Below are 25,358 nucleotides of genomic sequence, written 5' to 3'. Positions count from 1 at the left end.
ATCTTGTGCGGCGCAGCAACTGCTCGCGCTTTTCTCTCGCCAACAGATGGTCTCTCCAAACGCCAAAGAAATCTTCATTCAGGGAATCACCCAGGATGGCCGCACTTTTCGTCCCAGCGACTGGGCCGAGCGACTGGCGGGCGTGATGTGCTCTTTCCGCCCCGGCGGCCCGCAGCCCGGCAGCCACCTGAACTATTCGCCCTGGTGCGTGCCGACCGTGATCAACGGCATCAAGTGCGTGGTGGTGAACCGCGAATTGCGCGATTTCGAGCCGATGGCCTGGGATTTCTGCGTCAACTTCGCCAAGGACAACGGCTTGCAGGTGGCCGAGGCCTGCCTGGTGCCCGACGCGCCGACCCTGCCCAAGACCTCCGCCTGAATCGAACGCCCATGAAAAAACCGCCCGAAGGCGGTTTTTCACTTTGCTGCAGCGCACCCCGATCAAACGGCGGATCGGTGAACCAATCCGGGCTGTTTGCCTGATAGCGTCAGGYGGCGACTGCCTTTTCAGGGGCGAGGGCCAGGGCCTTGACCTTGGCCGACAGGCGGCTCTTGTCGCGAGCGGCCTTGTTCTTGTGGAAGATGCCCTTGTCGGCGACGGTGTCGACGATGCTCTGGGCCTTCGCGAAGGCTTCTGCCGCCTTGGTCTTGTCGCCGGCCAGCACGGCCTTCTCGACATTTTTCACGGCGGTGCGGTATTTGGAGCGCAGCGAGGTGTTCGCGGCGTTGAGCTTGACGTCCTGGCGGACGCGTTTACGGCCCGACGCGAGGCGCGGGTTCTTCTTCTTGGGCTTGGCGGATGCCATATTCAGTGTTCCTTGAGGGTCTGGGGATGATGCAGCAAAGCCCTCCATTATAGGCGAGTTGCGGCAAACCGTCGCCAGACGCCGGGAGAGCACGCGCGGGCGCCTACACTTCTGCTCCGTGTCCCTGTTCAAATCCGCCTCCACCGTCTCGCTCCTGACGCTCGCCTCCCGGGTGACCGGCCTCATCCGCGACGTCCTCATGACCTCGGTGTTCGGCGTCAGCGCGATGACCGACGCCTTCTACGTCGCCTTCCGCATCCCGAACCTGTTCCGGCGGGTGTTCGGCGAGGGCGCCTTCAGCCAGGCCTTCGTGCCGGTGCTGGCGGCCTCCCGGACCGAACACGGCGACGCCGGCGCCAAGGCGCTGGTCGATCACGTGGCGACCCTGCTGACCTGGACCCTGGTGGTGGTCTGCGCGCTGGGCGTCGTCGGCGCACCGCTGATGGTCTGGGCCATGGCCAGCGGCCTGCAGAAGAACCCGCAGGGCTTCGACGCCGCGGTGGTCATGACGCGCTGGATGTTCCCCTACATCGGCTTCATGTCGCTGGTGGCCCTGGCCGGCGGCGTGCTCAACACCTGGCGCAAGTTCGCGGTGCCGGCGGCCTCGCCGGTGCTGCTGAACCTGGCGCTGATCGCGGCGATCGTGGGAGGGGCGCCGCTGTTCAGGCGCCTGGGCATCGAGCCGATCTATGCCCAGTGCGTGGGCGTGATGGTGGGCGGCATGCTGCAGCTGGCGATCCAGGTCCCGGCCCTGCGCGGCCTGGGAATGATGCCGCGCATCGGCGCCAGCTTCGGCGCGCTGCGCGACGCCTGGCGCGACCCGACCACCCGCCGCGTGATGCGGCTCATGCTGCCGGCGCTGATCGGCGTCAGCGTGGCCCAGATCTCGTTGCTGATCAACACCCAGATCGCCTCCCACTTGGCGACCGGCAGCGTCAGCTGGATCACCAACGCCGACCGGCTGATGGAGTTCCCGACCGCGATGCTGGGCGTTGCGCTCGGCGTGGTGTTGATGCCGCAGCTGGCCAGCGCCCGCGCCGCCAAGGACGACGCCCGCTATTCGGCGATGCTGGACTGGGGCCTGCGCCTGGTGGTGCTGCTGGCGGTGCCCTGCGCCCTGGCGCTGCTGGTGTTCGCACGCCCGCTGGTGGCGGTGCTCTTCCACAACGGCGAATTCAGCGCGCTGCATGTGCAGCGCACCAGCGTGGCGCTGATGGGCTACGGCGTCGGCCTGGTCGGCCTGGTGGCGATCAAGGTGCTCGCGCCCGGCTACTACGCGAAGCAGGACACCCGCACGCCGATGCTGATCGCGGTCGGGGTGCTGGTGCTGACCCAGATTCTCAACGTCTTCCTGGTGCCGCTGCTGCAGCACGCGGCGCTGACACTCACGATCAGCATCGGGGCGCTGGTCAACGCGCTGTGGCTGCTGGTCGGGCTGATCCGGCGCGGCAGCTACCGGCCGCTGCCGGGCTGGGGAAAATTCGTGCTCCAGGTGCTTTTCGCCAGCCTGGTGCTCGGCGCGCTGCTGGTCTGGGGCGATCGCCATTTCGACTGGATCGGCCTGCAGGCGCATCGGCTGCAGCGCATCGGCCTGCTGGCCGCGCTGGTCGCGGGCGGGGCGCTGCTCTATTTCGCGGTGCTGGCGCTGACCGGGCTCAAGCTGCGCAGCTTCGTGCGCCGCTGATCGACGCGTTTTCGCTCGCGCCTTGACGGTCTCCGTCCGCTCCTCTACAAAGACACATGACGTTCCGCTTCTCGACGCCCACCGCTCTCGAATACTTCGAATCGCTCGTCAAGAGCGACGAGCAGTTCCCGCTGCTGGAGGCGGCCGCCAGCCTGGCGCAGGACGAATACCCCGAACTCGACGTCCAGCAGGTGCTGGGCGATGTCGACCAGCTGCTCGCGCGCCTCAAGCGGCGCCTGCCGGCCGACGCGGCGCCGCTGCACCGGCTGCGCTCTCTCAACCAGTTCTTCTTCCATGACCTGAGCTTCGGCGGCAACGTCAACGACTACTACGACCCCGACAACAGCTACCTCAACGCGGTGCTGCGCACCCGCCGCGGCATCCCGATCTCGCTCGCGGTGCTCTGGATGGAGCTGGCGCAGGGGCTGGGCCTGCAGGCCCGCGGCGTCGGCTTTCCGGGCCATTTCATGCTCAAGGTCACGCTGCCGAAGGGGCAGGTGGTGATCGATCCCTTCACCGGCAAGTCGCTCTCGCGCGAAGAGCTCAGCGAGCGCCTCGAGCCCTACAAGCGCAGCAACGGCCTGGTCGGCGATTTCGACGTTCCGCTCGGCCTGTACCTGCAGCCGGCGACGCCGCGCGAGATCATCGGGCGAATGCTGCGCAACCTGAAGGAAATCCACCAGGCCCAGGAAGACTGGCAGCGTGCCATCGCGGTCCAGGACCGACTGGTGGCGCTGCTGCCCGAAGCCTGGGGCGAGCACCGCGACCGCGGGCTGGCCCACGCCGAACAGGGCAATGCCGCGTTGGCGGTGCGCGACCTCGAGACCTACCTCGCGCATGCCGAGGACGCGCTCGACCTCGACGCGATCGCCGAGCGGGTGGCCGCGCTGCGCCGGGCGGAGTTCTGATGGAATCCGCCAAGGCGCCGCTGGCCGACCTTGGTACCCGGCACCAGTTCCACGGCGTCCAGCCGGTGCTGCCTGTGGCCGATGCGGCGCGCGCGGCGCGCTATTTCTGCGACGTGCTGGGCTTCGACCTGGACTTCATCGCCGGCGAGCCGCCGAGCTATGCGCGAGTCAAGAAGGGCGACCGAAGCTATGGCGACCCGGTCTACCTGCGCCTCTGGCAGTGCGGTCGGCGCGAGGCCAGCCCGTGGCGCGGCGAGATCGTGATCCATGTCGGGCAGGACATCGACGGCCTGCATGCGGCCTACGTGAAACGCGGGGTCGACGTGGTCGAAGCGCCCACCTCCCAGCCCTGGGGCCTGCGCGAATTCGCCATCCGGGAGCCCGACGGGCACATCCTCCGCTTCTGCGGCTATCTGTAGCTCGCCCCCAGGTTGGGCTCACTGCGTGTAGCCCGCCCACCCCCTACCGGGGGCAACACCAGAGGCCCGGCAAAGCCGGTTCCTCGGTGTTTCCCGAACACGGCCGGGCTGCGCCGGCCGCATTCAGGTTGGCGTCGAGGGTGAGCCTGGAAGTCCGAACTGGCGCCAGGCGCGGCGCAGTTGCGTGTCGGACCCGAAGCCCGACATTTCTGCCGCCTGCGTGACGTTGGCGCCCGAATGCAGCGCCAGCTGCGCCGTGGCCAGCCGTAGCCGGCGCAGGTAGGCCAGCGGCGCGACGCCGGCGTGCTCGACGAACAGCCGCGTCAGGTGGCGCGGCGAGGTGTGGGCGACCTCGGCCATGCGCGGCACCGTCCAGTCGGTCTGCGGCGCCTCGCTGACCGCATCCTGGACCCGGTGCAGTGCCGCATGGAGGTGGTTGCGATAGGCCAGGAAGGGCGAGAGCTCGGGGTCCTGCGGGCCGCGCCGGATCGCCACCACCATGGTCTGGGCCACCCGGGCCGCCAGTGTCTCGCCGCAGGTCTGGCCGATGCGGTGCAGCATCAGGTCGATGCAGGTGGTGACGCCGGCGCTGCTGTAGAGCGGCGCATCGAGCACGAAGACGCGGTTGGCGACCACGTCGCAGCGCGGTTCGACCTGCTTCAGTTCGTCCAGGTGGTGGTGGTGGGTGGTCGCGCGCCGGCCCGCGAGCAGGCCGGCGTGGGCGGCGAGCAGCGTGCCGGCGCAGACCGTGACGAGTTCGAGCCGGCCGGGCTCGAGCCGCAGGCCGCGCAGCCAGTGCAGCAGGGCCCGCGCCGGCGGGTTGTCGACCGCGATGGCATCGCCCGGCAGTCCGACCAGCACCACCCAGGTCGGCATGCGCCAGTCCGACGGCAGCGGCTGCAGGCCGGCCAGCCGGACGCCGACCGAGCTGGCGGATTCGGGCTCCGGGCTCGCGAACACCAGTTCGAAACGGGGCGGCAGCCCGGCGGCGGCCCGAAGCTGGTTGGCGATGCGCAGCGCCTCTGCCGGGCCGGCCCAGTCGAGCACCAGGCTGTGCGGCAGCAGCGCGAAGACGACGCGAATCAGGGTGGGGTTCGGGTCCACGCGAAGTCCATCTGCCGCGCGGTGCGCAGCGCCAGCGGCTCGCCCGCCAGGCGGGCGACCAGGTGCAGGCTCATGTCGATGCCGGCCGTGATGCCGGCCGAGGTGACGATGCGGCCCTGGTCGACCCAGCGCACGCCTTCGCGGACGTCCAGAGCCGGAAAGCCGCGGCGCAGGTCGTCGATGTCTTCCCAATGGGTGGTCACGGATGCCCCGGCTTGCAGCACGCCGCTGGCGGCCAGCAGGAAGGCGCCGGTGCAGACCGAGGCCGTGAGGCGGGCCTCCAGGCTGGCGCGGGCGATCCAGTCGCGGGTCGCCCCGCAGGCCATCGCGGCATCGACCACCCCGCCCGGCACGATCAGCACGTCGGCCGCATGCGGGTCGTCGAAGCTGCGGTCCGGCAGCACCTGGAGGCCGGCCCGCATGCGCACCGGCGCCGTGGTGCGGGCGACGCATTTCACCTCGAAAGGCGGCGCCGTGCCGGCCGCGTCGCGCTGGTGCATGCGGGACGCGGTCGTGAAGACCTCGTAGGGACCCGCCAGGTCCAGGGCCTCGACGTCATCGAAGGCGAGGATCGCGACCTGCAGCGTCCGGGCGCTCATGGCCTTGATTCCGCGAGGCGGGCCAGCGCTTCTTCGGCGCTGCACACCTTGGCGAAGCGGCCGTCGAGCACGGTGGCGGTGCGGGCCTGGATGTCCGCCGCCGTCAGCGGCCGGCCGTCGGGCTGCACCATGTCGAAGGTCAGCGTCGCCTCGGTCACGTAGTCGACCTGCCAGCCCAGGTCGGAGGCATGGCGCGTGGTGGTCTCGCAGCATTGCTCGGTGCGGATGCCGCTGACCACCAGCCGCTCGATGCGGTTCTGGGTCAGCCAGACGTCGAGTCCGGTGCCGACCAGCGCGCTGTGGCGGCGCTTGGTGAAGGTGGCGGCGGCCTCGAAGGGCGCGAGCCCTTCGAGCGGGCGCACATGGCCCGATTCGATCGCGAAGGCGTTGCTGGCGACGGCCGGCCCGTCGGTGTGGAAGACCCGGACGATCGGCGCACCGGCGGCGGCGAAGCCCTGGATCAGCGCGTTCTGCGCCGCCAGGTAGGCCGGCAGGCCGCGCGCGTCGAAATAAGGGCGGTGGCGGAACGACTCCTGCGCGTCGATCACTATCAGACAGCTGGTCATGGGGGCATCTCCGGAAACGAAAGTGGATGATGCGCCCAATTTTTCAGGATATGCGGCTTGTCGTCCCGGCCGCGGCGGACCGGAATCGATCACTTTCGGACATCAGACCAGGCCCGCCGTCTTCAGTTCTTTCTTGAGGTATGCGTAGAACAGGGGTGCCGCCACCAGCCCGGCCGGCCCGAACACCGCTTCGGCGACGAACATCACGGCCAGCAGCTCCCAGACCGACATCTGCGTGCGGCTGCCGACCACCTTGGCGTTGATCAGGTATTCGGCCTTGTGGATCAGGATCAGGAAGCCCAGGCAGACCAGCGCGGTGAGCGGCGACACCGACAGCCCGACCAGCGTGATGACCGTGTTGCAGATCAGGTTGCCCACGATCGGCACCAGGCCGGCGACGAAGGTGAGGGTGATCAGCGCCGGCGTGTAGGGGAGTTCCATCTGCCACAGCGGCAGCAGGAACAGCAGGAAGAGGGCGGTCAGGAAGGTATTGAAGGCCGCGATCCAGAACTGTGCCGCGACGATCTGGCCGAAGGCCTCGCCGAACAGCACGATGCGCGCGCGCAGCTCGCGCGCCAGCGGCCGGCGCGAGGGTGGCTGGATGGCCACCGCGGCCAGCGAGCCGACGATCAGGCCGACATAGGCGAAGAGCAGCCCGCCGAGCCAGGCGCGGCCGGTCAGCGCCAGCGAACCGGCCTGCCCGCGCAGGTAGTTGGCGATCATGCGCTGCACCTCGCCCGAGCCCTCCGGCAGGTAGGCGCCGATGTCCGGCGGCAGCTTGAGCCGCAGTTCGAGCACCGTGCGGGCGATGTAGTCGAGCAGTTCCTTGTACTGATCGGGCGCGTTCAGCACGAACTCGCGGGCCTCGGAGAAGCCCAGGATCAGGAGGCCGATCGGCGCCAGCATCACCAGCGTCGCCGCCGTCACCCGCGGCAGCGCCGGTGCCGCGCTCCAGGCCGGGTCGTTGGCGCTGATCTTGCGGCGCCGGCGCAGCGCCAGATCGAAAGCCCGCGTCAGCCAGCGCGTGCCGAGGTAGCCGATGCAGGCGGACAGCAAACCCGGCAGCAGCCCCTGCCACATGATCAGCAGCAGCCCCGCCGCCATGAGCAGGTAGCTCGCCGTGACGACGTAACGCGAAGGGGCAGCGGTGGGGTCGCTCACGCGGGCGGGGCGCTTCAGGCGACGACCACGGCGGCACCGGTGCCGCGCTCGGCGATCACGCCGATGGTGTGCACGGTCTCGCCGGCAGCCTGCAGCGTCGCGGCGCAGGCGGCGGCCTGGGCGGCCTCGATCACCACCACCATGCCGATGCCGTTGTTGAAGGTCCGGTTCATCTCGATGTCGTCGATGCCGGCCACCTTCTGCAGCCAGGCGAAGAGCTCGGTCTGCGGCCAGCTGCCCTTCCGGAGGTGGGCGGCCGTGCCTTCGGGCAGCACGCGCGGGATGTTCTCGAGCAGGCCGCCGCCGGTGATGTGGGCCAGCGCCTTGATCGGGTGCTTGCCCAGCGCCTCGAGCACCGGCTTGACGTAGAGATGCGTGGGTTCCATCACAGCCTCGCGGAAGGGCTTGCCGTCGAGCGTGGCGGGCAGGTCGGCGCCGGCGCGCTCGATCACCTTGCGGACCAGGCTGAAGCCGTTGGAATGGACGCCGGCCGAGGCCAGGCCGAGCACCACGTCGCCGGGCTTGACGTCCTTGCCCGTGAGGATCAGCGACTTCTCGACCGCGCCGACCGCGAAGCCGGCCAGGTCGTATTCGCCGGCCGGGTACATGCCGGGCATTTCGGCGGTTTCGCCGCCGATCAGCGCGCAGCCGCTCAGTTCGCAGCCGCGGGCGATGCCGCCGACCACCGCCGCGGCGGTGTCGACGTCGAGCTTGCCGCAGGCGAAGTAGTCGAGGAAGAACAGCGGCTCGGCGCCCTGCACCAGCACGTCGTTGACGCTCATGGCCACCAGGTCGATGCCGACGGTGTCGTGCATGTTCCATTCGAAGGCCAGCTTGAGCTTGGTGCCGACGCCGTCGGTGCCGCTCACCAGCACCGGTTCCTTGTAGCGCTTGGGCACCTCGAACAGGGCCCCGAAGCCGCCGATGCCGGCCAGCACGCCCTCGCGCATCGTCTTTTTCGCCAGCGGCTTGATGCGGTCGACCAGCGCGTCGCCGGCATCGATGTCGACGCCGGCGTCCTTGTAGCTGAGCGGGGTGGTGGAGTTGGAGTTCATGGTCGGGCCGGGCAGAAGAAGGGAGGGCGGAAGGAGGAGGACAATGAGGGCCGGCAACCGATCTGGGCGGGCCGATAGAATTCGCCACGATTTTAAGGGCGCCGGTCGACCCGGCCCCCGCTTGCCACTTCGTGTCCTGCGCCAATCCCTCATGAACCCTTCCTTCGCGTCGTCCGCGCCCTTCCAGCCGCCCCCGGCGGCCCTGGCATGAAGCAGCTCGCGCTCGATATCGGCATCGCCACCGGTCCGACCCTGGCGGGCTTCTTCGCCGGTCCGAACGAGCCGGCCCTGCGCCACCTGCAGCTGTGGGTCGGCGACGCGCGCGCGCCCACCCTTCATTCGCCGGTGCCGACCTACCTCTGGGGCGAAGGCGCCAGCGGCAAGACGCACCTGCTTGAGGCGGTCCGTGGCGCGCTGCGCGAGCAGGGCGCCAGCGTCGGCTGGCTCGACCCCGCGGCCGTCAACCCGCCCGAGTTCGACGAACGCTGGGGCGCGGTGCTGCTCGACGACGTCCATCTCTACACCGCGGTGCAGCAGCACGCGGCCTTCAACTGGTTCATCAACGCCCAGAGCCTGCAGCGCGGCGTGGTCGCCGCCGGCGCCCTGCCGCCGGCCGACCTGCCGCTGCGCGAGGACCTGCGCACCCGGCTGGGCTGGGGCCATGTGTTCCACTTGCAGGTGTTGAGCGAAGCCGAGCGGCGCGCTGTGCTGCGCCAGGCGGCCGACGACCGCGGCGTTGCGCTGTCCGACGAAGTCCTCGACTACATGCTGCACCGCTTCAGCCGCGACCTCGGCAGCCTGATGGAGTTGCTCGCGCAGCTCGACGGCTATGCCTTGCAGACCCAGCGCGCGATCACCATCCCGCTGATCCGGTCGATGCTCGAAAACGAATAGGGCTCAACCCCTCTCTCCAATGATCAAGAAATTCATCGACAAACTCCTCGGCAAATCCGGCGCTCCCGGTTCCGGCGGCAAGGCCCGCTTCGGCAAGCGCCAGGAGGTGGACGCCTCGGTCCACGGCATCGACCCGGCGCTGGTCGACGAGCGCGCCAGGAACGTGGTGACCACCTTGCAGCAGGCCGGCTACGAGGCCTACGTGGTCGGCGGCGCGGTGCGCGACCTGCTGCTGGGGCTGCGTCCCAAGGATTTCGACGTCGCCACCAACGCGACGCCGGAGCAGGTCAAGGGCCTGTTCCGCCGCGCCTTCATCATCGGCCGGCGCTTTCGCATCGTGCACGTGGTGTACGGCCGCGGACGCGAGCACGAGGTGATCGAGGTGTCGACCTTCCGCGCCTACATGGACAACGCCGGCGCCGAGCAGGTGGCCGGCAACGAGCGCACCAGCAAGGGCGAGCTGGCGGGCATGAAGCACGCCGTGGACGCCAGCGGGCGGGTGCTGCGCGACAACGTCTGGGGCCCGCAGGAAGAAGACGCCGCACGCCGCGACTTCACGGTCAACGCGATGTACTACGACCCGGCGAGCCAGATCGTGGTCGACTATCACAACGGCATCAAGGACGCGAAGAAGCTCACGCTGCGCATGATCGGCGACCCGATCACGCGCTACCGCGAGGACCCGGTGCGCATCATCCGCGCCATCCGCTTCTCGGCCAAGCTGGCGCAGCTGGGCTTCAAGCTCGAGCCCAAGACCGCGGCGCCGCTGGTCGAATCGAGCCGGCTGCTGGCCGACGTGCCGCAAAGCCGGCTGTTCGACGAGATGCTCAAGCTGCTGCAGACCGGTCACGCGGTCGCGACGGTGGCGCAGCTGCGCAAGCTCGGCCTCGCGACCGGCATCTATCCGCTGCTCGACGTCGTGGTCGAGCGCGCCGACACGCCCTTCGTCCAGGCCGCGCTGCAGGACACCGACCGCCGGGTCGGCGAGGGCAAGCCGGTGGCGCCGAGCTTCCTGCTGGCCTGCGTGCTGTGGGCCGACGTGCGCGACGGCTGGGCCCAGCGGCTCGAAGGCCGGCACGGCCAGCGCCCGCAGGCGCCGTTCCCGGCCCTGCAGGACGCGATCGACGATGTCTTCAATGCCCGCATCGGCGATGTGTCGGGCCGCGGCAAGCTGGCCGCCGACATGCGCGAGATCTGGATGATGCAGCCGCGCTTCGACAAGCGCAGCGGCAGCACGCCGCACAGCCTGGTCGAGCAGGCGCGCTTCCGTGCCGCCTTCGACTTCATGCGCCTGCGCGCCGACGTCGGCGAAGTCGGCGAGGCGATCGCCGAGTGGTGGCAGGAGTTCAGCACCGCCGACGACCTGCGCCGCCAGGACCTGATGGACCAGGTGCGCGACGAACAGCACAAGAAGACCCGCCAGCGGGTGCCCGCGCGCACGCCGGCCCCGGCGTCCGCCGAGCGCCGCGCCAGCGGCCCGGACGAGGGCGAGCGCGAGGACGCCGAGACTGCGCCGCGCCCCGACGGCGAGGCCTCGGATGCGCCGCGCAAGCGCCGCCGCCGGCGCAAGCCGCGCAGCGGCGGTGCCGGCGAGGCCGGCGGCGTGGCGGCGGCCGAGTGAATGGACAGTAGGGCCTTCGTCGCGATCGGCGCCAATCTCGGCGACGCACGCGCCACGGTGCTCCGGGCCATGGACGACCTGGACCGGCTGCCGCGCACCCGCGTCAGCGCCCGCTCGTCGCTCTATCGGAGCGCACCGGTGGATGCGGGAGGCCCCGACTTCGTCAACGCGGTGGTGGCGCTCCAGACCGGGCTCGATCCGCACGCGCTGCTGGCCGAGCTGCATCGCCTCGAAGCCGGCGCCGGCCGCGAGCGGCCCTATCGCAACGCCCCGCGCACCCTCGATCTCGACCTGCTGCGCCATGGCGACGCGGTGCTCGAAACCCCGCAGCTCAGCCTGCCGCATCCGCGGCTGGCCGAGCGCGCCTTCGTCCTGCTGCCATTGGCGGAAATCGCCCCGGAGCAGGTCACGTCCCAGCAACTCGCACAGGTGGCGGACCAGCGGATCGAGCGGCTCTGAGAGCCGTTTCGGGCCCGCCCATTACACTTGCGCGGTTTTTCACGATGGCGTCACAGGCATGTGCCTGCGACGACCCATGAACCCAGGAGAGCGCCATGTTCGGCAAGCTGCTGCCCCGCGAGGGGAATTTTTTCGAGATGTTCAATCAGCACGCCGACCGCATCGTCGAAGCCGCGCGCGCGTTCGAGCAGCTCGTGGCCAACTACAACGACCTGCACCTTCGGGAGCAGTACAACCGCGATGTCGACAACGCCGAGCGGGCCGCCGATCGCGTGACGCATGACGTCAACCGGCTGATCCACAAGACCTTCATCACGCCGATCGACCGCGAGCAGATCCACAAGCTGATCAACACCATGGACGACGTCGCCGACCTGATCCAGGACTCGGCCGAGACCATGGCGCTCTACGACGTGCGCCACATGACCGAGGAGATCACGCGCCTCACCACGCTGAGCGTGAAGTGCTGCGAGCGGGTCAAGGACGCGGTCAAGTTCCTCTCGAAGATCACCGACCCGGCCACGGCCGAGGCGACGCTGAAGACCTGCGAGGAGATCGACCGGCTCGAATCCGATGCCGACCGCGTGATGCGCAGCGCCATGAGCAAGCTGTTCCGCGAGGAGCCCGACGTGCGCGAGGTGATCAAGCTCAAGGCGATCTACGAGCTGCTCGAAACCATCACCGACAAGTGCGAGGACGTCGCCAACGTCATCGAGGGCATCGTCCTCGAGAACTCCTGAAGCAACGGATCTTTCGAATGGCAACGGTTCAGGTCGCCCTCTGGGTGGTGGTGGGATTGGTCGTACTGGCCATCGCCTTCGATTTCATGAACGGCTTCCACGACGCGGCGAACTCGATCGCCACCGTGGTCTCGACCGGGGTGCTCAAGCCCGGCCAGGCCGTGGTGTTCGCGGCCTTCTTCAACCTGGTGGCGATCTTCGTCTTCCACCTGAGCGTGGCGGCGACGATCGGCAAGGGCATCGTGCAGCCGGGCATCGTCGACGTGCACGTGGTGTTCGGCGCACTGGTGGGCGCCATCAGCTGGAACCTGGTCACCTGGTACTACGGCATTCCGAGCAGTTCCTCGCATGCGCTGATCGGCGGCATCGTGGGCGCGGTGATCGCCAAGGCCGGCTCGAGCTCGCTGATCGCGGCCGGCATCTGGAAGACCGTGGCCTTCATCTTCGTCTCGCCGCTGCTCGGTTTCCTGCTCGGCTCGTTCATGATGATCCTGGTGGCCTGGGTGTTCCGGCGCTCGACGCCGTCGCGCGTGGACCGGTGGTTCCGCACGCTGCAGCTGATCTCGGCCGGCGCCTACAGCCTCGGGCATGGCGGCAACGATGCCCAGAAGACCATCGGCATCATCTGGATGCTGCTGATCGCCACCGGCTACGCGGCCGCCGATGCGGCGCTGCCGCCGACCTGGACCATCGTCGTCTGCTATGCCGCGATCTCGCTCGGCACCATGTTCGGCGGCTGGCGCATCGTCAAGACGATGGGCCAGAAGATCACCAAGCTCAAGCCGGTCGGCGGCTTCTGCGCCGAGACCGGGGGGGCGCTGACCTTGTTCCTGGCGACCGCGCTGGGCATCCCGGTGTCGACCACCCACACCATCACCGGCGCGATCGTCGGCGTCGGCTCGGTGCAGCGCGCCAGCGCGGTGCGCTGGGGTGTGGCCGGCAACATCGTCTGGGCCTGGGTGCTGACGATCCCGGCCTCGGCTTTCGTGGCGGCGATTGCATACTGGATCGGGATCCAGGTTTTTTGAGAGATTTTTGGGGGCCGTTCGGGGTGTTTCATCCGGGGGCCTGCAGGGGTGCGTACCGAGGGCACCGGGTGGCCCCCTCCGCGAATGTCCCCCGCCTTCGGCTCCTCCTTTATTTCGCTGCGGGGGCCACCCGGTCCCCTCGGCACGGGTAGCGCCGCGGGGTGCTGGCCGAGGATGAACCACCGACTTGACGGCTCGCGCCGATGGTGTGCTCTGCGCAGCGAAATAAAGGAGGAGCCCGAAGGGCGGGGGACATTCGCGGAGCAGAGCACACCGTCGGCGTGAGCCCGCCCCTTGCCTGAGCTACTGCGACATCTTCCGCCCGGCTTCGATCTCGTGCTCGAAGTAGCGCTGGAAGCTGAAGGCGATGCTGGCCATCAGGATCGTGCTGCCGAAGAACAGTGCCAGCACCACGGCGCCGATGGTCAGCCAGCTGGTGTTGCCGGCCGTGGCGTCGCCGGTGCGGCCGGCGTTGTAGCGTGCATTCCACTTCTCGGGCGTCATGAGCCCGTACACGATGGCGGTCAGGGCGCAGCCCGCGATCGTGAAGCCCAGCAGCGGAAGCAAGGCCCAGCTCAGGCCGTCGTCGCTGCCATAGAGGCGCACCCGTTCGAGGCCGTAGAGGCCGAGTGCGGTCGGGATCGGCAGCAGCCAGCCGAGCGTGCTCGAAAAGCCGCGCAGATAGAAGCAATGCAGGCCCAGCGGCCCGCCGAGGAAGGCCAGCCATGCGGCCACGGTCTTGTTTTTCATTCGGGGCGGGTGGTGCTGCCTTCGCCCAGCACCTTCTCCATCAGCACCACGTCGCGCCACTCGCCGAACTTCCAGCCGCAGTCCTTCAGCACACCGACGTGGCTGAAGCCCTGGCCGCGGTGCACGCCGATCGAGCCGGCGTTGGCCGAGTCCCCGATCACCGCGATCAGCTTGCGCACGCCCACCGCTTCGGCGGCCTGGGACAGCGCCGCCAGCAGCTGGGCGCCGAGGCCCTGGCCGCGGGCGCCATCGGCCAGGTAGATCGAGTCCTCGGCCGAGAAGCGGTAGGCCGGGCGCGGCTTGAACCAGTTGCAGTAGGCGAAGCCGAGCAGTTCGCCGTCGCGTTCGGCCACCAGGTAGGGCAGGTTCTTCGACAGCACGTCGGCGCGGCGCGCGGCCATGTCGGCGGCGCTCGGCGGTTCGGTCTCGAAGGTGCCGGTGCCGTGCAGCACGTGGTGGGCGTAGATGGTGGTGATGGCAGCGACGTCTTCGTCACGGCTGGGTCGGATCTGTGTCATTCGGGGGACTCGGCGCGGCCGAGAATTGGAGAATCGGGAGAGCGGGCTATAATCATGGGCTTTTCAGCGTGTCGCTGGCCGGGTGGCCATGTCGCGTGTCTCGACGCTGAAAGAACACTGTGGGCGAACCTTGCGGGTTTGCTGCACCACCCCAAGGATAAATCATGGTCGTCATTCGACTCTCCCGCGGCGGTTCCAAAGGCCGTCCGTTCTTCAATATCGTCGTGTCGGACAAGCGCGTTCGCCGCGATGGCCGTTTCATCGAGCGCCTGGGTTTCTACAACCCGACCGCCAAGGAAAACGAGGAAAGCATCCGTATCGCCCAGGACCGCCTGACCTACTGGAAGAGCGTCGGCGCGCAAGCCTCGCCCACGGTCACCCGCCTGATCAAGCAAGCCGCTGCCGCGGCTCCCAAGGCAGCAGCCTAAGCTGTAGCTGACTGAGGCGATGCTGCCATCACTCGAAGCCGCCGAATTGCCGGCGGATGCGATCGAAGTAGGGCGCATCGCCGATGCCTGGGGCATCAAGGGCTGGTTCAAGGTCCTGCCCCACAGCGCCGAACCCGAGGCGCTGTTCTCTTCCAAGCGATGGTTGCTCCAGCCCCCGGGCGCCGCGGGCAGCCAGGCGTTCAAGCTCGCGATCCGCGAAGCCAAGGAACATTCCGACGTCATCGTCGCCTCGTCCGAGGACGTGCCCGACCGCAATGCGGCCGAGGCACTGCGCGGCGCGCGCGTGTTCGTGCCGCGCTCGAGCTTCCCGACCGCCGGCGACGACGAGTACTACTGGGTCGACCTGATCGGCCTGGCGGTGGTCAACCGCGAAGGCGTGGCGCTCGGCAAGGTGCGCGAGCTGCTGGCCACCGGCCCGCAGACCACGCTGGTGCTCGATGCGATCGAGGACGGCAAGCCGGTCGAGCGCATGGTGCCCTTCGTCTCGGCCTTCGTCGACAAGGTCGACCTGGCAGGTCGGCTGATCACGGTCGACTGGCAGCCCGACTACTGAGCCGTCCGGGCCCGGCACCGGTGCCGCCATGCGCTTCGACGTCATCACTCTCTTCCCCGAGCTGTTCGCGCCTTTTCTCGCGAGCGGCGTGACGCGCCGCGCCTACGAATCGAAGCAGGTCGAGGTGGTGCTGTGGAATCCGCGCGACTTCGCCGAGGGCAACTACCGGCGCGTCGACGACCGGCCCTTCGGCGGCGGCCCTGGCATGGTCATGATGGCCGAGCCGCTGTCGGCCTGCCTCGACGCCGCACTGGCCGCCCGCGGCGCCGCGGCGCCGGTGCTGCTGTTCTCGCCGATCGGCGAGACCTTGCGCCACCAGGCGGTCGAGCAATGGGCGGCCGGCGAGGGCGCGGTGCTGGTCTGCGGCCGCTACGAGGGCATCGACCAGCGCTTCATCGACGCCCGCGTCACGCTCCAGCTGAGCCTGGGCGACTTCGTTCTCTCCGGCGGCGAGATCCCGGCCATGGCCCTGCTCGATGCGGTCGCGCGGCTGCAGCCGGGCGTGCTCGGCGACCAGGCCAGCCACGTGCAGGACAGCTTCAATCCGGCGCTCGACGGCCTGCTCGACTGCCCTCACTACACCCGCCCCGAGCAATGGCGGGGCGAGGGCGTGCCGGCGCCGCTGATGTCGGGACACCACGTCCAGATCGAGCGCTGGCGCCGCGACCAGCGGCTCGCCGTCACCCGCGACAAGCGTCCCGATCTGATCGACGCGGCCAGGGTCGCCGGACGCCTCAGCGCGATCGACGAGAAGACGCTCAAAAAAAAGCTATAATCTCGGGTTCCCCGATCCTCTGGCCGGCCGCGCCGGGTTCAGTGAAGCGACCCAAGGGTCACTCCAGAGAACCCACAGCGCCTTTTGTGTAGCGCGGACAAGATCGAATCCAGGACAACATGAACCTCATCCAGACCCTCGAGCAGGAAGAAATCGCCCGGCTCAACAAGCAGATTCCCGATTTCATGCCCGGTGACACGGTCATCGTCAGCGTGAACGTCGTCGAAGGCTCGCGCAAGCGCCTGCAAGCCTACGAAGGCGTCGTGATCGCCAAGCGCAACCGCGGCCTCAACAGCGGCTTCATCGTGCGCAAGATCTCCAGCGGCGAAGGCGTGGAACGCACCTTCCAGACCTACAGCCCGCTGATCGCCAAGATCGAAGTCAAGCGCCGCGGCGACGTCCGCCGCGCCAAGCTGTACTACCTGCGCGAGCGCAGCGGCCGTTCGGCACGTATCAAGGAAAAGCTGCCGGGCAAGGCCCCGTCCGCTGCGGCCGCTCAGTAAGCAGAGAGCGCCCTTGCCGTGCAGAAAGCCGCCGTCCGAGGCGGCTTTTTGCATTGGCGCCGCGTGCGGGCGGGCGGTTCGTGATTTAGTTGTGTGCCCTGGGTCGTCGCGCCGGGGCCTTTTGCGTTTTATTTGTAGAGATCTATTTTTTTGACCACCTCACCGCCGGCCATGCGCGCCTCTCCCGTCGAAGTCATCAACGCCGTCGTCCCGACGGCCTTGCAGTCCTTCGATCCGCGCGAGGTGCCACCGATCGGTGTCGACAGCGGCCTGCCCGCTGTCGATCCGGCGCAGCTCGGGGCCCGGGCCTTGCGCGCGCGCTTCGCCACGCCGCCGGCCTGGACGCCCGAGGTGCGGCGCGAGCCGCGCATGTTCGACCGCGCGCCGGCGCAGGCCGCGGTGCTGGTGCCGATCGTGATGCGGGAGCAGCCGACGGTGCTGCTGACCGAGCGCAGCTCGCACCTCAAGAATCACTCGGGGCAGGTCGCCTTCCCCGGCGGTCGGGTCGACCCCGAGGACGCCAACATCGCCGCCGCTGCGCTGCGCGAGGCCTGGGAGGAAGTCGGCCTGTCGGCGGACTACATCGAGATTCTCGGCAGCCTCCCGACCTACACCACGGTCACCTCGTTCATCGTCACGCCGGTGGTGGCCCTGGTGCGTCCGGGCTTCGAACTGAACCTCAATCCCTACGAGGTCGAAGAGGCCTTCGAGGTGCCGTTCGCCTTCCTGATGGATCCCGCCAACCATCGCCGCCATGCCATGGTCGGCGCGGACGCGACCGCGCGCGAGTGGCTGTCGATGCCCTACCAGGATGGCCCGCACGAGCGCTTCGTCTGGGGCGCGACCGCCGGCATGCTGCGCAACCTCTACCGCTTCCTCAGCGCTTGACGGCGGACGCGGGGGCGTCCGAACCGCCCCTGGGCAGTCGCTATCATCGAGCAATGAGCTTCTTTGCGATCCTCTGCGCATTGCTGATCGAGCAGGTGCGCCCGCTGGCGTACCACAACCCCGTCTACGGCGGCGTGCTGGCGTGGACGCGCTGGACCAGCCGCAATTTCGATGCCGGCAAGCCGCACCACGGCTGGGTCGCGTGGTCGCTCGCGGTGGGCGTGCCGACCTTGCTGGCGCTGGCGGTCCACTGGGCGCTGATCCTTACGCTGGGGCTGCCGTTCGCGGTCCTGTGGAGCATCGCGCTGCTCTATGTCACGCTGGGTTTTCGCCAGTTCAGCCACCATTTCACCGGCATCCGCGATGCCCTCGACGAAGGCGACGAGCCGCTGGCCCGGTCGCTGCTGGCCCACTGGCAGCAGGTCGATGCGGCCAACCTGCCGCGCAGCGAGATCGTGCGCCATGTGATCGAGCACTCGGTGATCGCGGCGCATCGGCACGTGTTCGGCGTGCTGGCGTGGTTCTCGATCCTTGCGGCGATCGGGCTCGGTCCGGCCGGCGCGGTCTTCTATCGGATGAGCGAGTTCGTCTCGCGCTACTGGGCCCACAAGAACGGCGCCTCGATGCAGCCGTCCAGCATCTGGGTCCAGCAGGCCGCGGCGCGCGCCTGGGGCGTCATCGACTGGTTGCCGGCGCGGATCACGGCGCTGGGCTTCGCGGTGGTCGGCAGCTTCGAGGAGGCGATCGACTGCTGGCGCAATGACGCCCGCCGCTTCCCGAACGGCAACGACGGCGTGATCCTCGCGGCCACCTCCGGCGCAGTCAACGTGAGCCTCGGCGGCGGCACGCTGAGCACGGTGCCGGTCAACGATCCGCTGTCGCGCGCACAAGCCGGGGAATCGTTCGGCGGCGGGGCCTTGCCCGATGGCGGCAGCACACCCGGGCGCGAGCCCGAGCCCGGCCACCTGCGCAGCGTCGTCGGCCTGGTCTGGCGTTCGGTCGTGATGTGGATGGTGCTGCTGGCGCTGCTGACGCTCGCCCGCCTGCTCGGATGACGCCGACGTTCTGGAGCCCGCGCATCGCGGCACTCGAGCCCTACGTGCCGGGCGAACAGCCGCGCATCGCCAACCTGGTCAAGCTCAACACCAACGAGAACCCGTATCCGCCATCGCCGCGCACGATCGATGCGATCCAGCGCGCCGCCGAAGAGGGGCTGGAGCGCTACCCGGACCCTGAATCGACCGTGCTGCGCGAGGCGATCGCCGCCCGCCACGGGCTCGACATCCGGCAGGTGTTCGTCGGCAACGGCTCGGACGAAGTGCTGGCCCATGCCTTCTTCGCCTTCTTCCAGCAGGACGCGCCGCTGCTGCTGCCCGACATCACCTACAGCTTCTACCGCGTCTACGCGCAGCTCTACGGCATCGATTGCGCGCTGCAGCCGGTCGACGAAGCCCTGCGCATCGACGCCGACGCGCTGGCCGCGCGTGCCAAGGCGGGCTGCGGCGGCATCGTGGTCGCCAACCCGAACGCACCGACCGGCAGGGGATTGCCGCTGGCGCAGATCGAGACGCTGCTGTCGGCCTGCCCGGAGCGCGTGGTGCTGGTCGACGAGGCCTACGTCGATTTCGGCGGCCAGAGCGCGCTGCCCCTGATCGCCCGGCATCCCAACCTGCTGGTGGTGCAGACGCTGTCGAAGTCGCGCTCGCTGGCCGGCCTGCGGGTCGGCTTCGCCTGCGGGCAAGCGCCGCTGATCGATGGGCTGCAGCGGGTCAAGAACAGCTTCAACTCCTACCCGATCGACCGGCTCGCCAGCGCCGGCGCCGTGGCCGCGCTCGAGGACGAGGCCTGGTTCGCGAAGACCCGCGATGCGGTGGTCGACACCCGCGAGGGCCTGGCGCTGCAGCTCGAGGACCTGGGCTTCGAGGTGCTGCCTTCGCAAGCCAACTTTCTTTTCGTGCGCCATCCCGAGCACGACGCGGCGGCATTGGCCGCGGCGCTGCGCGCCCGCGCGGTGCTGGTGCGCCATTTCGCCCAGCCGCGCATCGCGCAGTACCTGCGCATCAGCGTCGGCAGCAGGGAGCAGTGCAGTGCGCTGGTTGGCGCGCTGGGCGAGATCCTGAGCGATCCCGCAACGTCTCAATAGCGGGTCTGGCTCAGCTCGGCGAACAGCTCGCCGTAGATGCGGTAGCGCGAGGCGCTGATCGTCCCGGCCTGCGTCGCCGACTCGACCTGCGCGATGACGCCGCAGCCCGGCTCGTGCAGGTGGCTGCAGTTGTAGAACTTGCAGGCCGTGGCTTCCTGGGCGATGTCGGGCATCAGGTGCGCCAGCTGCATCGGCTCGATATGGTGCAGCCCGAATTCCTGGAAGCCCGGCGAGTCGATCAGCGCGGTCGAGCGCTCGGCGTCGACCCAGTACCAGGTGGTGCTGGTGGTGGTGTGCTTGCCCGAATTCAGCGCTTGGGAGATTTCGCCGGTCAGCGCGCTGGCGCCGGGCACCAGCAGGTTGATCAGCGTGCTTTTGCCCGCGCCCGAGGGGCCCAGCACCAGGGTCACCTTGCCCGCCAGCAGCTCGGTCAGTTCGCCATGGCCGGCGCCGCCGTCGGCCCTGAGCGACATCGGCAGCACGCGATAGCCCATGCGGCGGTAGGGCTCCAGCCGCTTCGAGGCGCGCTCGAAGGGCACGGCCAGGTCGCTCTTGTTCAGCGCGATGACCGGTGTGATGCGCTCGGCGCCGGCTGCGATCAGGGCGCGGGTCAGCTGGGTTTCCGAGAACTCGGGCTCGGCCGCGATCAGGATCAGCACCTGGTCGAGGTTGGCCGCGAAGGACTTGGTGCGGATCTCGTCCTGGCGATAGAACAGGTTCTTGCGCGGCAGCACGCGCTCGATCGTGCCCTCGTCCTCGCTGGCCTGCCATTGCACGCGGTCGCCGACCAGGGCCTGGCTTTTCTTGCCGCGCGGATGGCAGATCAGGCGCGTGCCGTCGGGGGTCTCGACCATGCAATGGCGGCCATGGCTGGCGACCACCAGGCCGTCGTGGAGGGCAGCGCCGGTGTTGCCGCCGCGCTGCTGCTTAGCCAAGGGTGCTTTCCATTCGGAGATCAGGCGAGCAGGGCATCGGCCAGGCCCGCGCACTCGAAGTCGGTCGCCGAGAGGCCGCCGACGTCGTGCGTGTTGAAGCGCACCACACAGCGGTTGTAATGCACCGAGAGGTCGGGATGGTGGTCGTGCCGGTGCGCCACCAGCGCCAGCGCGTTGACGAAGGCGATGGTCTCGAAGTAGTTGGCGAAGGAGAAGCTCTTCTCGATCGCGACGTCCTTGCCGTCGCCGGTGAGCTTCCAGCCCTCGAGCCGCGCCAGTGCGGCGACGATCTCGGTGGCGCTCAGCGCGCGGCGCGCCTGGGTCTTCCAGTCCTTGGTTTTCAGCATGCTGCTCATGATCGGCTTTCGGTTCAGGCAGCGGCCATGCGCGCGAGGCGCTCGGAAGCCGGCGGATGCGAGTAATAGAACTTCACGAACAGCGGGTCGGGCGTCAAGGTGGACGCGTTGTCCTGGTAGAGCTTGAGCAGGGCCGCCGACAGGTCGGCGCCGCTGGTCTGTGCGATGGCATAGGCGTCGGCTTCGAACTCGTGCTTGCGTGACACCAGCACCGGCAGCGGCGCCACGAAGAAGCCGAACACCGGCATCGCGAGCATGAACAGCAGGATCGCCAGCGCGTCGTTGGGCGCCATCAGGTTGGGCTGCACCCCCAGGCCGGTGTAGAACCAGCTGTGGGCCGACAGCCAGCCGAGCAAGGCGAAGCCGGCCAGGCTCAGGGCGAACATCGCGACCATGCGCTTCATCACGTGCTTGTGGCGGAAGTGCCCCAGTTCGTGCGCGAGCACGGCCTCGACCTCGCCGGCACTGAGCTGGCGCAGCAGCGTGTCGTAGAAGACCACCCGCTTGCTGGCGCCGAAGCCGGTGAAGTAGGCGTTGGCGTGGGCGCTGCGGGTGCTGCCGTCCATCACGAACAGGCCCTTGGCCGCGAAGCCGCAACGCTGCATCAGTGCGTTGACGCGCTCCTTCAAGGCGAGGTCGTCGAGCGGCTTGAACTTGTTGAAGATCGGCGCGATGAAGGTCGGATAGACCAGCATCAGCAGCAGGTTGAAGCCCATCCACGCGGCCCAGGCCCACAGCCACCACAGCTTGCCGGCGGCGCCCATGAGCCAGAGGATCAGCGCCGCGATCGGCAGGCCGATCAGCGCCCCGAGCAGCACGCCCTTGACCGCGTCCGTGAGCCACAGGCGCCAGGTCATCTTGTTGAATCCGAAGCGCTCCTCGAGCCTGAAGGTCTGCCACAGCGTGAAGGGCAGTTCGGCCAGGCCGCCGATCAGCGCGAAGGCGGCCAGCAGTGCCAGCTGCTGCCACATGCCTCCGCCCAGGAGGTCGAGCAGCAGGCGGTTCAGCAGGTCGAGCCCGCCGAACAGGGTCCAGGCCAGCAGCACGGCCGCGCCCCAGGCCAGTTCGAGCAGGCCGAAGCGGGTCTTGGCGACCGTGTAGTCGGCGGCCTTCTGGTGGGCGTCGAGCGTGATGGCTTGCCGGAAGGCGGCGGGCACCGCACCGCGGTGGCGAGCGACGTGTCGCACCTGGCGACTGGCGAGCCAGAACTTCACGACCAGGCCCGCGACCAGCGCGAGCGCGAAGGCCATCGTGAGGATGAGGGAGGCGGGCAGGGGGGTGGGCATGGCGGTCGAGTTTAGCCCCCCGCCTGCCGGGCCTCCAGCCGGGCGGGCCGGTCGGCCTGCTGGCAACAGGGGCGTCCGGCGCGCGGGCGGCGCCGGGGCATCGACGACAATCGCCCGATGCCCGAAACCACCGAACCGACCGCCCCCGCCACACTCAAGAAGAGCGACCAGAACCTCGTCTGGCTCGATTGCGAGATGAGCGGCCTGGACCCCGAGAAAGAGCGCCTGCTGGAAATTGCGGTGGTCGTCACCGGACCCGACCTGACGCCGCGGATCGAGGGGCCGGTGCTGGTGATCCACCAGAGCGACGAGTTGCTCGACGCCATGGACGCCTGGAACAAGGGCACGCACGGCCGCAGCGGCCTGATCGACAAGGTCAAGGCCTCGACGCTGGACGAGGCGGCGGCCGAAAAAGAGCTGATGCATTTCATCTCGCGCTACATCCCCAAGAGCGGCTCGCCGATGTGCGGCAACACGATCGGCCAGGACCGGCGCTTCCTGGTCAAGTACATGCCCAAGCTGGAGGCCTATTTCCACTACCGGAACCTGGACGTGAGCACGCTGAAGGAGCTGGCCAAGCGCTGGAAGCCCGCGGCCTACAACGGCTTCAAGAAGCAGCAGGCCCATACGGCGCTGGCCGATGTGCACGAGTCGATCGACGAACTGGCGCACTACCGGGAGACTTTTCTGAGGCTTGTGGACTAAGGATTAGGTGAAAACCCGAGTTCATGCGATAATTGCGGGCTTCGCTGAAAGAGCTTTCAGCGTTTTCTTGCATCTCCCTATCTTGCACATCGCGCCCGAGCCACTGAGTGACTGAGTCATTCGAGTGACTGAATCACGGGCCGCAGCCCCGACGAGAGTCGACGGCTGAACGTCGTTGGATGGTTGATGTTTTTCACCACCCGACGGGGCGCCGCCTACGGCAGCGCTCGCGTTTGAGATTGAATAAATGACCGACGCTTTTGAAGCGCAGGGCGAGTTCGCGCCTGTGCAATCCGATGATTTCGCTGTTTCCCCCGTGGTCAGCGAGTCGCTTTCCGTTGCCGCCGAAGTGCCCGAGCTCGAGGCGCTCGACGCAGTCGAGACCGCCGCCGAACCCAAGCTGCCGAATGGCTTCGTCAAGCTGGGCCTGGCGCCCGAGCTGATCGCCGCGGTCGAAGACCTGGGCTTCACCCAGCCGACCACCGTGCAGGAGCAGGTGATCCCGCGCGCCATGACCGCCAGCGGCGGTGCCGACGGCGCCACCCGCTTCGTCGACCTGATGGTCTCGAGCCAGACCGGCAGCGGCAAGACCGCGGCCTTCCTGCTGCCCGTGCTGCACACGCTGCTGCAGCGGCAGGCCGAAGCCGAAGCCGCCAGCAAGGCCGAGTTCCAGCGCCTGGCCGCCGAAGCCGCCGCACGCGGCGAAGCACCGCCCAAGAAGCCGAAGCGCAAGGACCCGACCAACTCGCGTCACTTCAAGGCCGCCACGCCCGGCGCCCTGATCCTCTGCCCGACGCGCGAACTCGCCCAGCAGGTGGCACATGACGCCATCGACCTGGTCAAGCATTGCCGCGGCCTGCGCATCGCCAACGTGGTGGGCGGCATGCCCTACCAGTTGCAGATCGCCAAGCTGCAGAACGCCGACCTCGTGGTCGCCACGCCCGGCCGCCTGCTCGACCTGCAGCGCTCGATGCAGATCAAGCTCGACCAGGTCAAGTTCCTGGTGGTCGACGAAGCCGACCGCATGCTCGACCTCGGCTTCTCGGACGACCTGGCCGAAGTCAACCAGCTGACCATCGAACGCCAGCAGACCATGATGTTCAGCGCCACCTTCGCGCCGCGCATCCAGCAGCTGGCCCAGCGCGTGATGCGCGAGCCGCAGCGGGTCACCATCGACAGCCCGCAGGAAAAGCACGCCAACATCAAGCAGAGCCTGTTCTGGGCCGACAACATGCAGCACAAGCGCAAGCTGCTCGACCACTGGCTGCGCGACACGACCATCAACCAGGCGATCGTCTTCGCCAGCACGCAAGTCGAATGCGACGGCCTCGCCAACGACCTGCAGCAAGACGGCTTCAGCGCCGTGGCGCTGCACGGTGCCCTGAGCCAGGGCCTGCGCAACCGCCGCCTGATGGCGCTGCGCCAGGGCCAGGTGCAGATCCTGGTGGCGACCGACGTGGCCGCGCGCGGCATCGACGTGCCGACCATCACGCACGTCTTCAACTACGGCCTGCCGATGAAGGCCGAGGACTACACCCACCGCATCGGCCGCACCGGCCGTGCCGGCCGCGACGGCCTGGCGATCACCTTCGCCGAGCAGCGTGACCGCCGCCGGATCTTCGACATCGAGGGCTACACGCGCCAGCAGTTCAAGTCCGAAGTCATCCCCGGCCTCGAGCCGCAGCAGCGTGCGCCGCAATCGCGTGCGCCGCAGGGCGACTTCCGCGGCCGCGACAGCCGTGACAGCCATTCGCGCGACCGCAAGTTCGGCGGCGGCGGTGGTGGCCATCGCGGCGGCAATGGCGGTGGTTTCGGTGGCGGCGGCAGCAACTATGCCGGTGCCAGCGGCTTCAACGACCGCAATGCACGCGGCCCGGGCGCCGGTGCGCCGCGCGGCTTCCAGAATGCGGGCAATGCCGGTTTCGGCGGTGGCCGCGATGAAGGCGGCGGCGGCTACGGCCGCAAGCCGGGCTGGGGCGACAGCGCTCCGCGCGGCGGGGGCTTCGGTGGTGGCGGCGCCGGTCGCGGCGAGGGCTTCGCGCCGCGCGGCCATGCCGGCGGCGGTGGCGGCAAGGTGTTCGTGCCGCGCGATGCGCAAAAGCCGCGCGGGTTCAAGCCGACGCGTTGAGGTCGGTGCCGAGCGGCGCTGGTTGCCGCTCGCTGCCATGAAAGAAGCCCGCCTTGTGCGGGCTTTTTTGTTTTTGACGGTTCCGCATCTGATCAGTTGAGGACAGAGCAAAAACTGCTGCGCAGTTTCTTGGTCTGTCCCGCAAGGTCTCAGGTAACCGGCGCCGGATTGAAMARCACCAGCGCGTTGTGCAGCTTCCACTGCTCCGCCCAGGTCTTCCTGCGGCCGCTGGCCACATCGAGCATCAGCTTGAACAGCTCCCAGCCCACCTCCTCGATGCTGGCCTCGCCGTCGGCGATGCGCCCGGCGTTGACGTCCATCAGGT

General features: G+C 68.7%; 29 protein-coding genes and 1 pseudogene. 18 read left to right on the top strand and 12 right to left on the bottom strand.

All coding sequences use genetic code 11. From position 1 onward, the window contains the following. Positions 1-46: 46 nt before the first annotated feature. On the top strand, positions 47-379 hold the full coding sequence (locus AC1DF3_RS16775; RefSeq protein WP_286526800.1) for a DUF3579 domain-containing protein: 333 nt from the start codon (positions 47-49) through the stop codon (positions 377-379). 109 nt (positions 380-488) lie between these two features. On the opposite strand, the gene rpsT is transcribed toward AC1DF3_RS16775, so the two are convergent. Beyond that, entirely contained in the window at positions 489-806 is a 318-nt protein-coding gene (gene rpsT, locus AC1DF3_RS16770) for a 30S ribosomal protein S20 (RefSeq protein WP_478140261.1), read from the bottom strand. A gap of 118 nt (positions 807-924) precedes the next feature. Here rpsT and murJ point away from each other — a divergent pair, with 118 nt between their 5' ends. From murJ to AC1DF3_RS16755, 3 genes are read left to right on the top strand one after another with little or no spacing between them, the layout of a single operon-like run. Then, positions 925-2,490, top strand: a complete 1,566-nt coding sequence (gene murJ, locus AC1DF3_RS16765) for a murein biosynthesis integral membrane protein MurJ (RefSeq protein ID WP_286537005.1) — start codon at positions 925-927, stop codon at positions 2,488-2,490. Positions 2,491-2,546: 56 nt separating this feature from the next. Beyond that, positions 2,547-3,398 (top strand): SirB1 family protein, encoded by an 852-nt coding sequence (locus AC1DF3_RS16760; RefSeq protein WP_286537007.1) that lies wholly within the window; start codon positions 2,547-2,549, stop codon positions 3,396-3,398. Next, a complete protein-coding gene (locus AC1DF3_RS16755; protein ID WP_286537008.1) occupies positions 3,398-3,817 on the top strand; it encodes a bleomycin resistance protein in 420 nt (139 codons plus the stop codon). Before AC1DF3_RS16760 ends, AC1DF3_RS16755 begins: the two co-directional genes overlap by 1 nt. Positions 3,818-3,940: 123 nt before the next feature. On the opposite strand, the gene AC1DF3_RS16750 is transcribed toward AC1DF3_RS16755, so the two are convergent. From AC1DF3_RS16750 to purM, 5 genes are all read right to left on the bottom strand, one after another. Continuing rightward, on the bottom strand, positions 3,941-4,921 hold the full coding sequence (locus tag AC1DF3_RS16750; protein WP_478140260.1) for a GlxA family transcriptional regulator: 981 nt from the start codon (positions 4,919-4,921) through the stop codon (positions 3,941-3,943). Then, a complete protein-coding gene (locus AC1DF3_RS16745) occupies positions 4,900-5,520 on the bottom strand; it encodes a DJ-1/PfpI family protein (protein ID WP_478140259.1) in 621 nt (206 codons plus the stop codon). Before AC1DF3_RS16745 ends, AC1DF3_RS16750 begins: the two co-directional genes overlap by 22 nt. Further along, positions 5,517-6,086: an isochorismatase family protein gene (locus AC1DF3_RS16740; RefSeq protein ID WP_478140258.1), complete on the bottom strand. Its 570-nt coding sequence runs from the start codon at positions 6,084-6,086 to the stop codon at positions 5,517-5,519. Before AC1DF3_RS16740 ends, AC1DF3_RS16745 begins: the two co-directional genes overlap by 4 nt. Before the next feature lie 102 nt (positions 6,087-6,188). Continuing rightward, positions 6,189-7,190: an AI-2E family transporter gene (locus AC1DF3_RS16735; RefSeq protein ID WP_301805756.1), complete on the bottom strand. Its 1,002-nt coding sequence runs from the start codon at positions 7,188-7,190 to the stop codon at positions 6,189-6,191. A 71-nt stretch (positions 7,191-7,261) separates the two neighbouring features. Beyond that, positions 7,262-8,302 carry a phosphoribosylformylglycinamidine cyclo-ligase gene (gene purM, locus AC1DF3_RS16730; protein WP_286537012.1) on the bottom strand — a complete coding sequence of 347 codons (1,041 nt, stop codon included), beginning with the start codon at positions 8,300-8,302 and terminating at the stop codon, positions 7,262-7,264. A gap of 207 nt (positions 8,303-8,509) precedes the next feature. On the opposite strand from purM, the gene hda reads away from it, so the two are divergent. The 5 genes from hda to AC1DF3_RS16705 all read left to right on the top strand — a co-directional run bounded on the left by hda (position 8,510) and on the right by AC1DF3_RS16705 (position 13,044). Continuing rightward, complete coding sequence (gene hda, locus AC1DF3_RS16725; RefSeq protein WP_301805102.1) at positions 8,510-9,196, top strand: DnaA regulatory inactivator Hda; 687 nt, start codon at positions 8,510-8,512, stop codon at positions 9,194-9,196. A 19-nt stretch (positions 9,197-9,215) separates the two neighbouring features. After that, on the top strand, positions 9,216-10,817 hold the full coding sequence (gene pcnB, locus AC1DF3_RS16720; RefSeq protein ID WP_478140257.1) for a polynucleotide adenylyltransferase PcnB: 1,602 nt from the start codon (positions 9,216-9,218) through the stop codon (positions 10,815-10,817). After that, the gene (gene folK / locus AC1DF3_RS16715) at positions 10,818-11,276 is read left to right on the top strand and encodes a 2-amino-4-hydroxy-6-hydroxymethyldihydropteridine diphosphokinase (RefSeq protein WP_286537016.1); all 459 of its coding nucleotides are present in this window, start codon (positions 10,818-10,820) and stop codon (positions 11,274-11,276) included. A gap of 95 nt (positions 11,277-11,371) precedes the next feature. Beyond that, the gene (locus AC1DF3_RS16710) at positions 11,372-12,016 is read left to right on the top strand and encodes a DUF47 domain-containing protein (RefSeq protein WP_286510057.1); all 645 of its coding nucleotides are present in this window, start codon (positions 11,372-11,374) and stop codon (positions 12,014-12,016) included. A 17-nt stretch (positions 12,017-12,033) separates the two neighbouring features. Beyond that, on the top strand, positions 12,034-13,044 hold the full coding sequence (locus AC1DF3_RS16705) for an inorganic phosphate transporter (RefSeq protein WP_286537017.1): 1,011 nt from the start codon (positions 12,034-12,036) through the stop codon (positions 13,042-13,044). Positions 13,045-13,347: 303 nt separating this feature from the next. Here AC1DF3_RS16705 and AC1DF3_RS16700 read toward each other — a convergent pair whose 3' ends face one another. Together AC1DF3_RS16700 and AC1DF3_RS16695 are read right to left on the bottom strand one after the other, a co-directional pair. Next, a complete protein-coding gene (locus tag AC1DF3_RS16700; protein ID WP_286537018.1) occupies positions 13,348-13,794 on the bottom strand; it encodes a TM2 domain-containing protein in 447 nt (148 codons plus the stop codon). Continuing rightward, entirely contained in the window at positions 13,791-14,312 is a 522-nt protein-coding gene (locus AC1DF3_RS16695) for an N-acetyltransferase family protein (RefSeq protein WP_478140256.1), read from the bottom strand. Before AC1DF3_RS16695 ends, AC1DF3_RS16700 begins: the two co-directional genes overlap by 4 nt. Before the next feature lie 164 nt (positions 14,313-14,476). Here AC1DF3_RS16695 and rpsP point away from each other — a divergent pair, with 164 nt between their 5' ends. From rpsP to hisC, 7 genes are all read left to right on the top strand, one after another. After that, positions 14,477-14,740, top strand: a complete 264-nt coding sequence (rpsP, locus tag AC1DF3_RS16690) for a 30S ribosomal protein S16 (protein WP_028248676.1) — start codon at positions 14,477-14,479, stop codon at positions 14,738-14,740. Between the two features lie 19 nt (positions 14,741-14,759). Beyond that, the gene (rimM, locus tag AC1DF3_RS16685; RefSeq protein WP_286526785.1) at positions 14,760-15,314 is read left to right on the top strand and encodes a ribosome maturation factor RimM; all 555 of its coding nucleotides are present in this window, start codon (positions 14,760-14,762) and stop codon (positions 15,312-15,314) included. Positions 15,315-15,342: 28 nt separating this feature from the next. Beyond that, entirely contained in the window at positions 15,343-16,089 is a 747-nt protein-coding gene (gene trmD, locus AC1DF3_RS16680; RefSeq protein ID WP_478140255.1) for a tRNA (guanosine(37)-N1)-methyltransferase TrmD, read from the top strand. A gap of 119 nt (positions 16,090-16,208) precedes the next feature. After that, on the top strand, positions 16,209-16,592 hold the full coding sequence (gene rplS / locus AC1DF3_RS16675) for a 50S ribosomal protein L19 (protein WP_286526782.1): 384 nt from the start codon (positions 16,209-16,211) through the stop codon (positions 16,590-16,592). 171 nt (positions 16,593-16,763) lie between these two features. Beyond that, on the top strand, positions 16,764-17,480 hold the full coding sequence (locus AC1DF3_RS16670; RefSeq protein ID WP_286537023.1) for a CoA pyrophosphatase: 717 nt from the start codon (positions 16,764-16,766) through the stop codon (positions 17,478-17,480). A gap of 53 nt (positions 17,481-17,533) precedes the next feature. Continuing rightward, complete coding sequence (locus AC1DF3_RS16665) at positions 17,534-18,535, top strand: CobD/CbiB family protein (protein WP_478140254.1); 1,002 nt, start codon at positions 17,534-17,536, stop codon at positions 18,533-18,535. Next, entirely contained in the window at positions 18,532-19,623 is a 1,092-nt protein-coding gene (gene hisC / locus AC1DF3_RS16660) for a histidinol-phosphate transaminase (RefSeq protein ID WP_478140253.1), read from the top strand. The genes AC1DF3_RS16665 and hisC overlap by 4 nt, the downstream gene beginning before the upstream one ends. On the opposite strand, the gene rsgA is transcribed toward hisC, so the two are convergent. The 3 genes from rsgA to AC1DF3_RS16645 are packed head-to-tail and all read right to left on the bottom strand — an operon-like array spanning position 19,617 to position 22,200. Then, on the bottom strand, positions 19,617-20,612 hold the full coding sequence (gene rsgA / locus AC1DF3_RS16655; RefSeq protein ID WP_436411543.1) for a ribosome small subunit-dependent GTPase A: 996 nt from the start codon (positions 20,610-20,612) through the stop codon (positions 19,617-19,619). The two genes, hisC and rsgA, sit on opposite strands and share 7 nt — an antisense overlap. After that, positions 20,579-20,914: a 4a-hydroxytetrahydrobiopterin dehydratase gene (locus AC1DF3_RS16650; RefSeq protein WP_478140252.1), complete on the bottom strand. Its 336-nt coding sequence runs from the start codon at positions 20,912-20,914 to the stop codon at positions 20,579-20,581. Before AC1DF3_RS16650 ends, rsgA begins: the two co-directional genes overlap by 34 nt. A gap of 14 nt (positions 20,915-20,928) precedes the next feature. After that, positions 20,929-22,200 carry a M48 family metallopeptidase gene (locus AC1DF3_RS16645; protein ID WP_301805144.1) on the bottom strand — a complete coding sequence of 424 codons (1,272 nt, stop codon included), beginning with the start codon at positions 22,198-22,200 and terminating at the stop codon, positions 20,929-20,931. Positions 22,201-22,317: 117 nt separating this feature from the next. Here AC1DF3_RS16645 and orn point away from each other — a divergent pair, with 117 nt between their 5' ends. Beyond that, positions 22,318-22,905 (top strand): oligoribonuclease, encoded by a 588-nt coding sequence (gene orn, locus AC1DF3_RS16640; RefSeq protein WP_286537029.1) that lies wholly within the window; start codon positions 22,318-22,320, stop codon positions 22,903-22,905. 247 nt (positions 22,906-23,152) lie between these two features. Then, the gene (locus AC1DF3_RS16635) at positions 23,153-25,033 is read left to right on the top strand and encodes a DEAD/DEAH box helicase (protein ID WP_286537031.1); all 1,881 of its coding nucleotides are present in this window, start codon (positions 23,153-23,155) and stop codon (positions 25,031-25,033) included. A 149-nt stretch (positions 25,034-25,182) separates the two neighbouring features. Here AC1DF3_RS16635 and garD read toward each other — a convergent pair. Then, positions 25,183-25,358: pseudogene (garD, locus tag AC1DF3_RS16630) on the bottom strand (galactarate dehydratase); the annotation flags it as partial.

This window comes from Variovorax sp. 10N432 (assembly GCF_056394465.1).
This window is presented reverse-complemented; position numbering and strand designations above follow the sequence as displayed.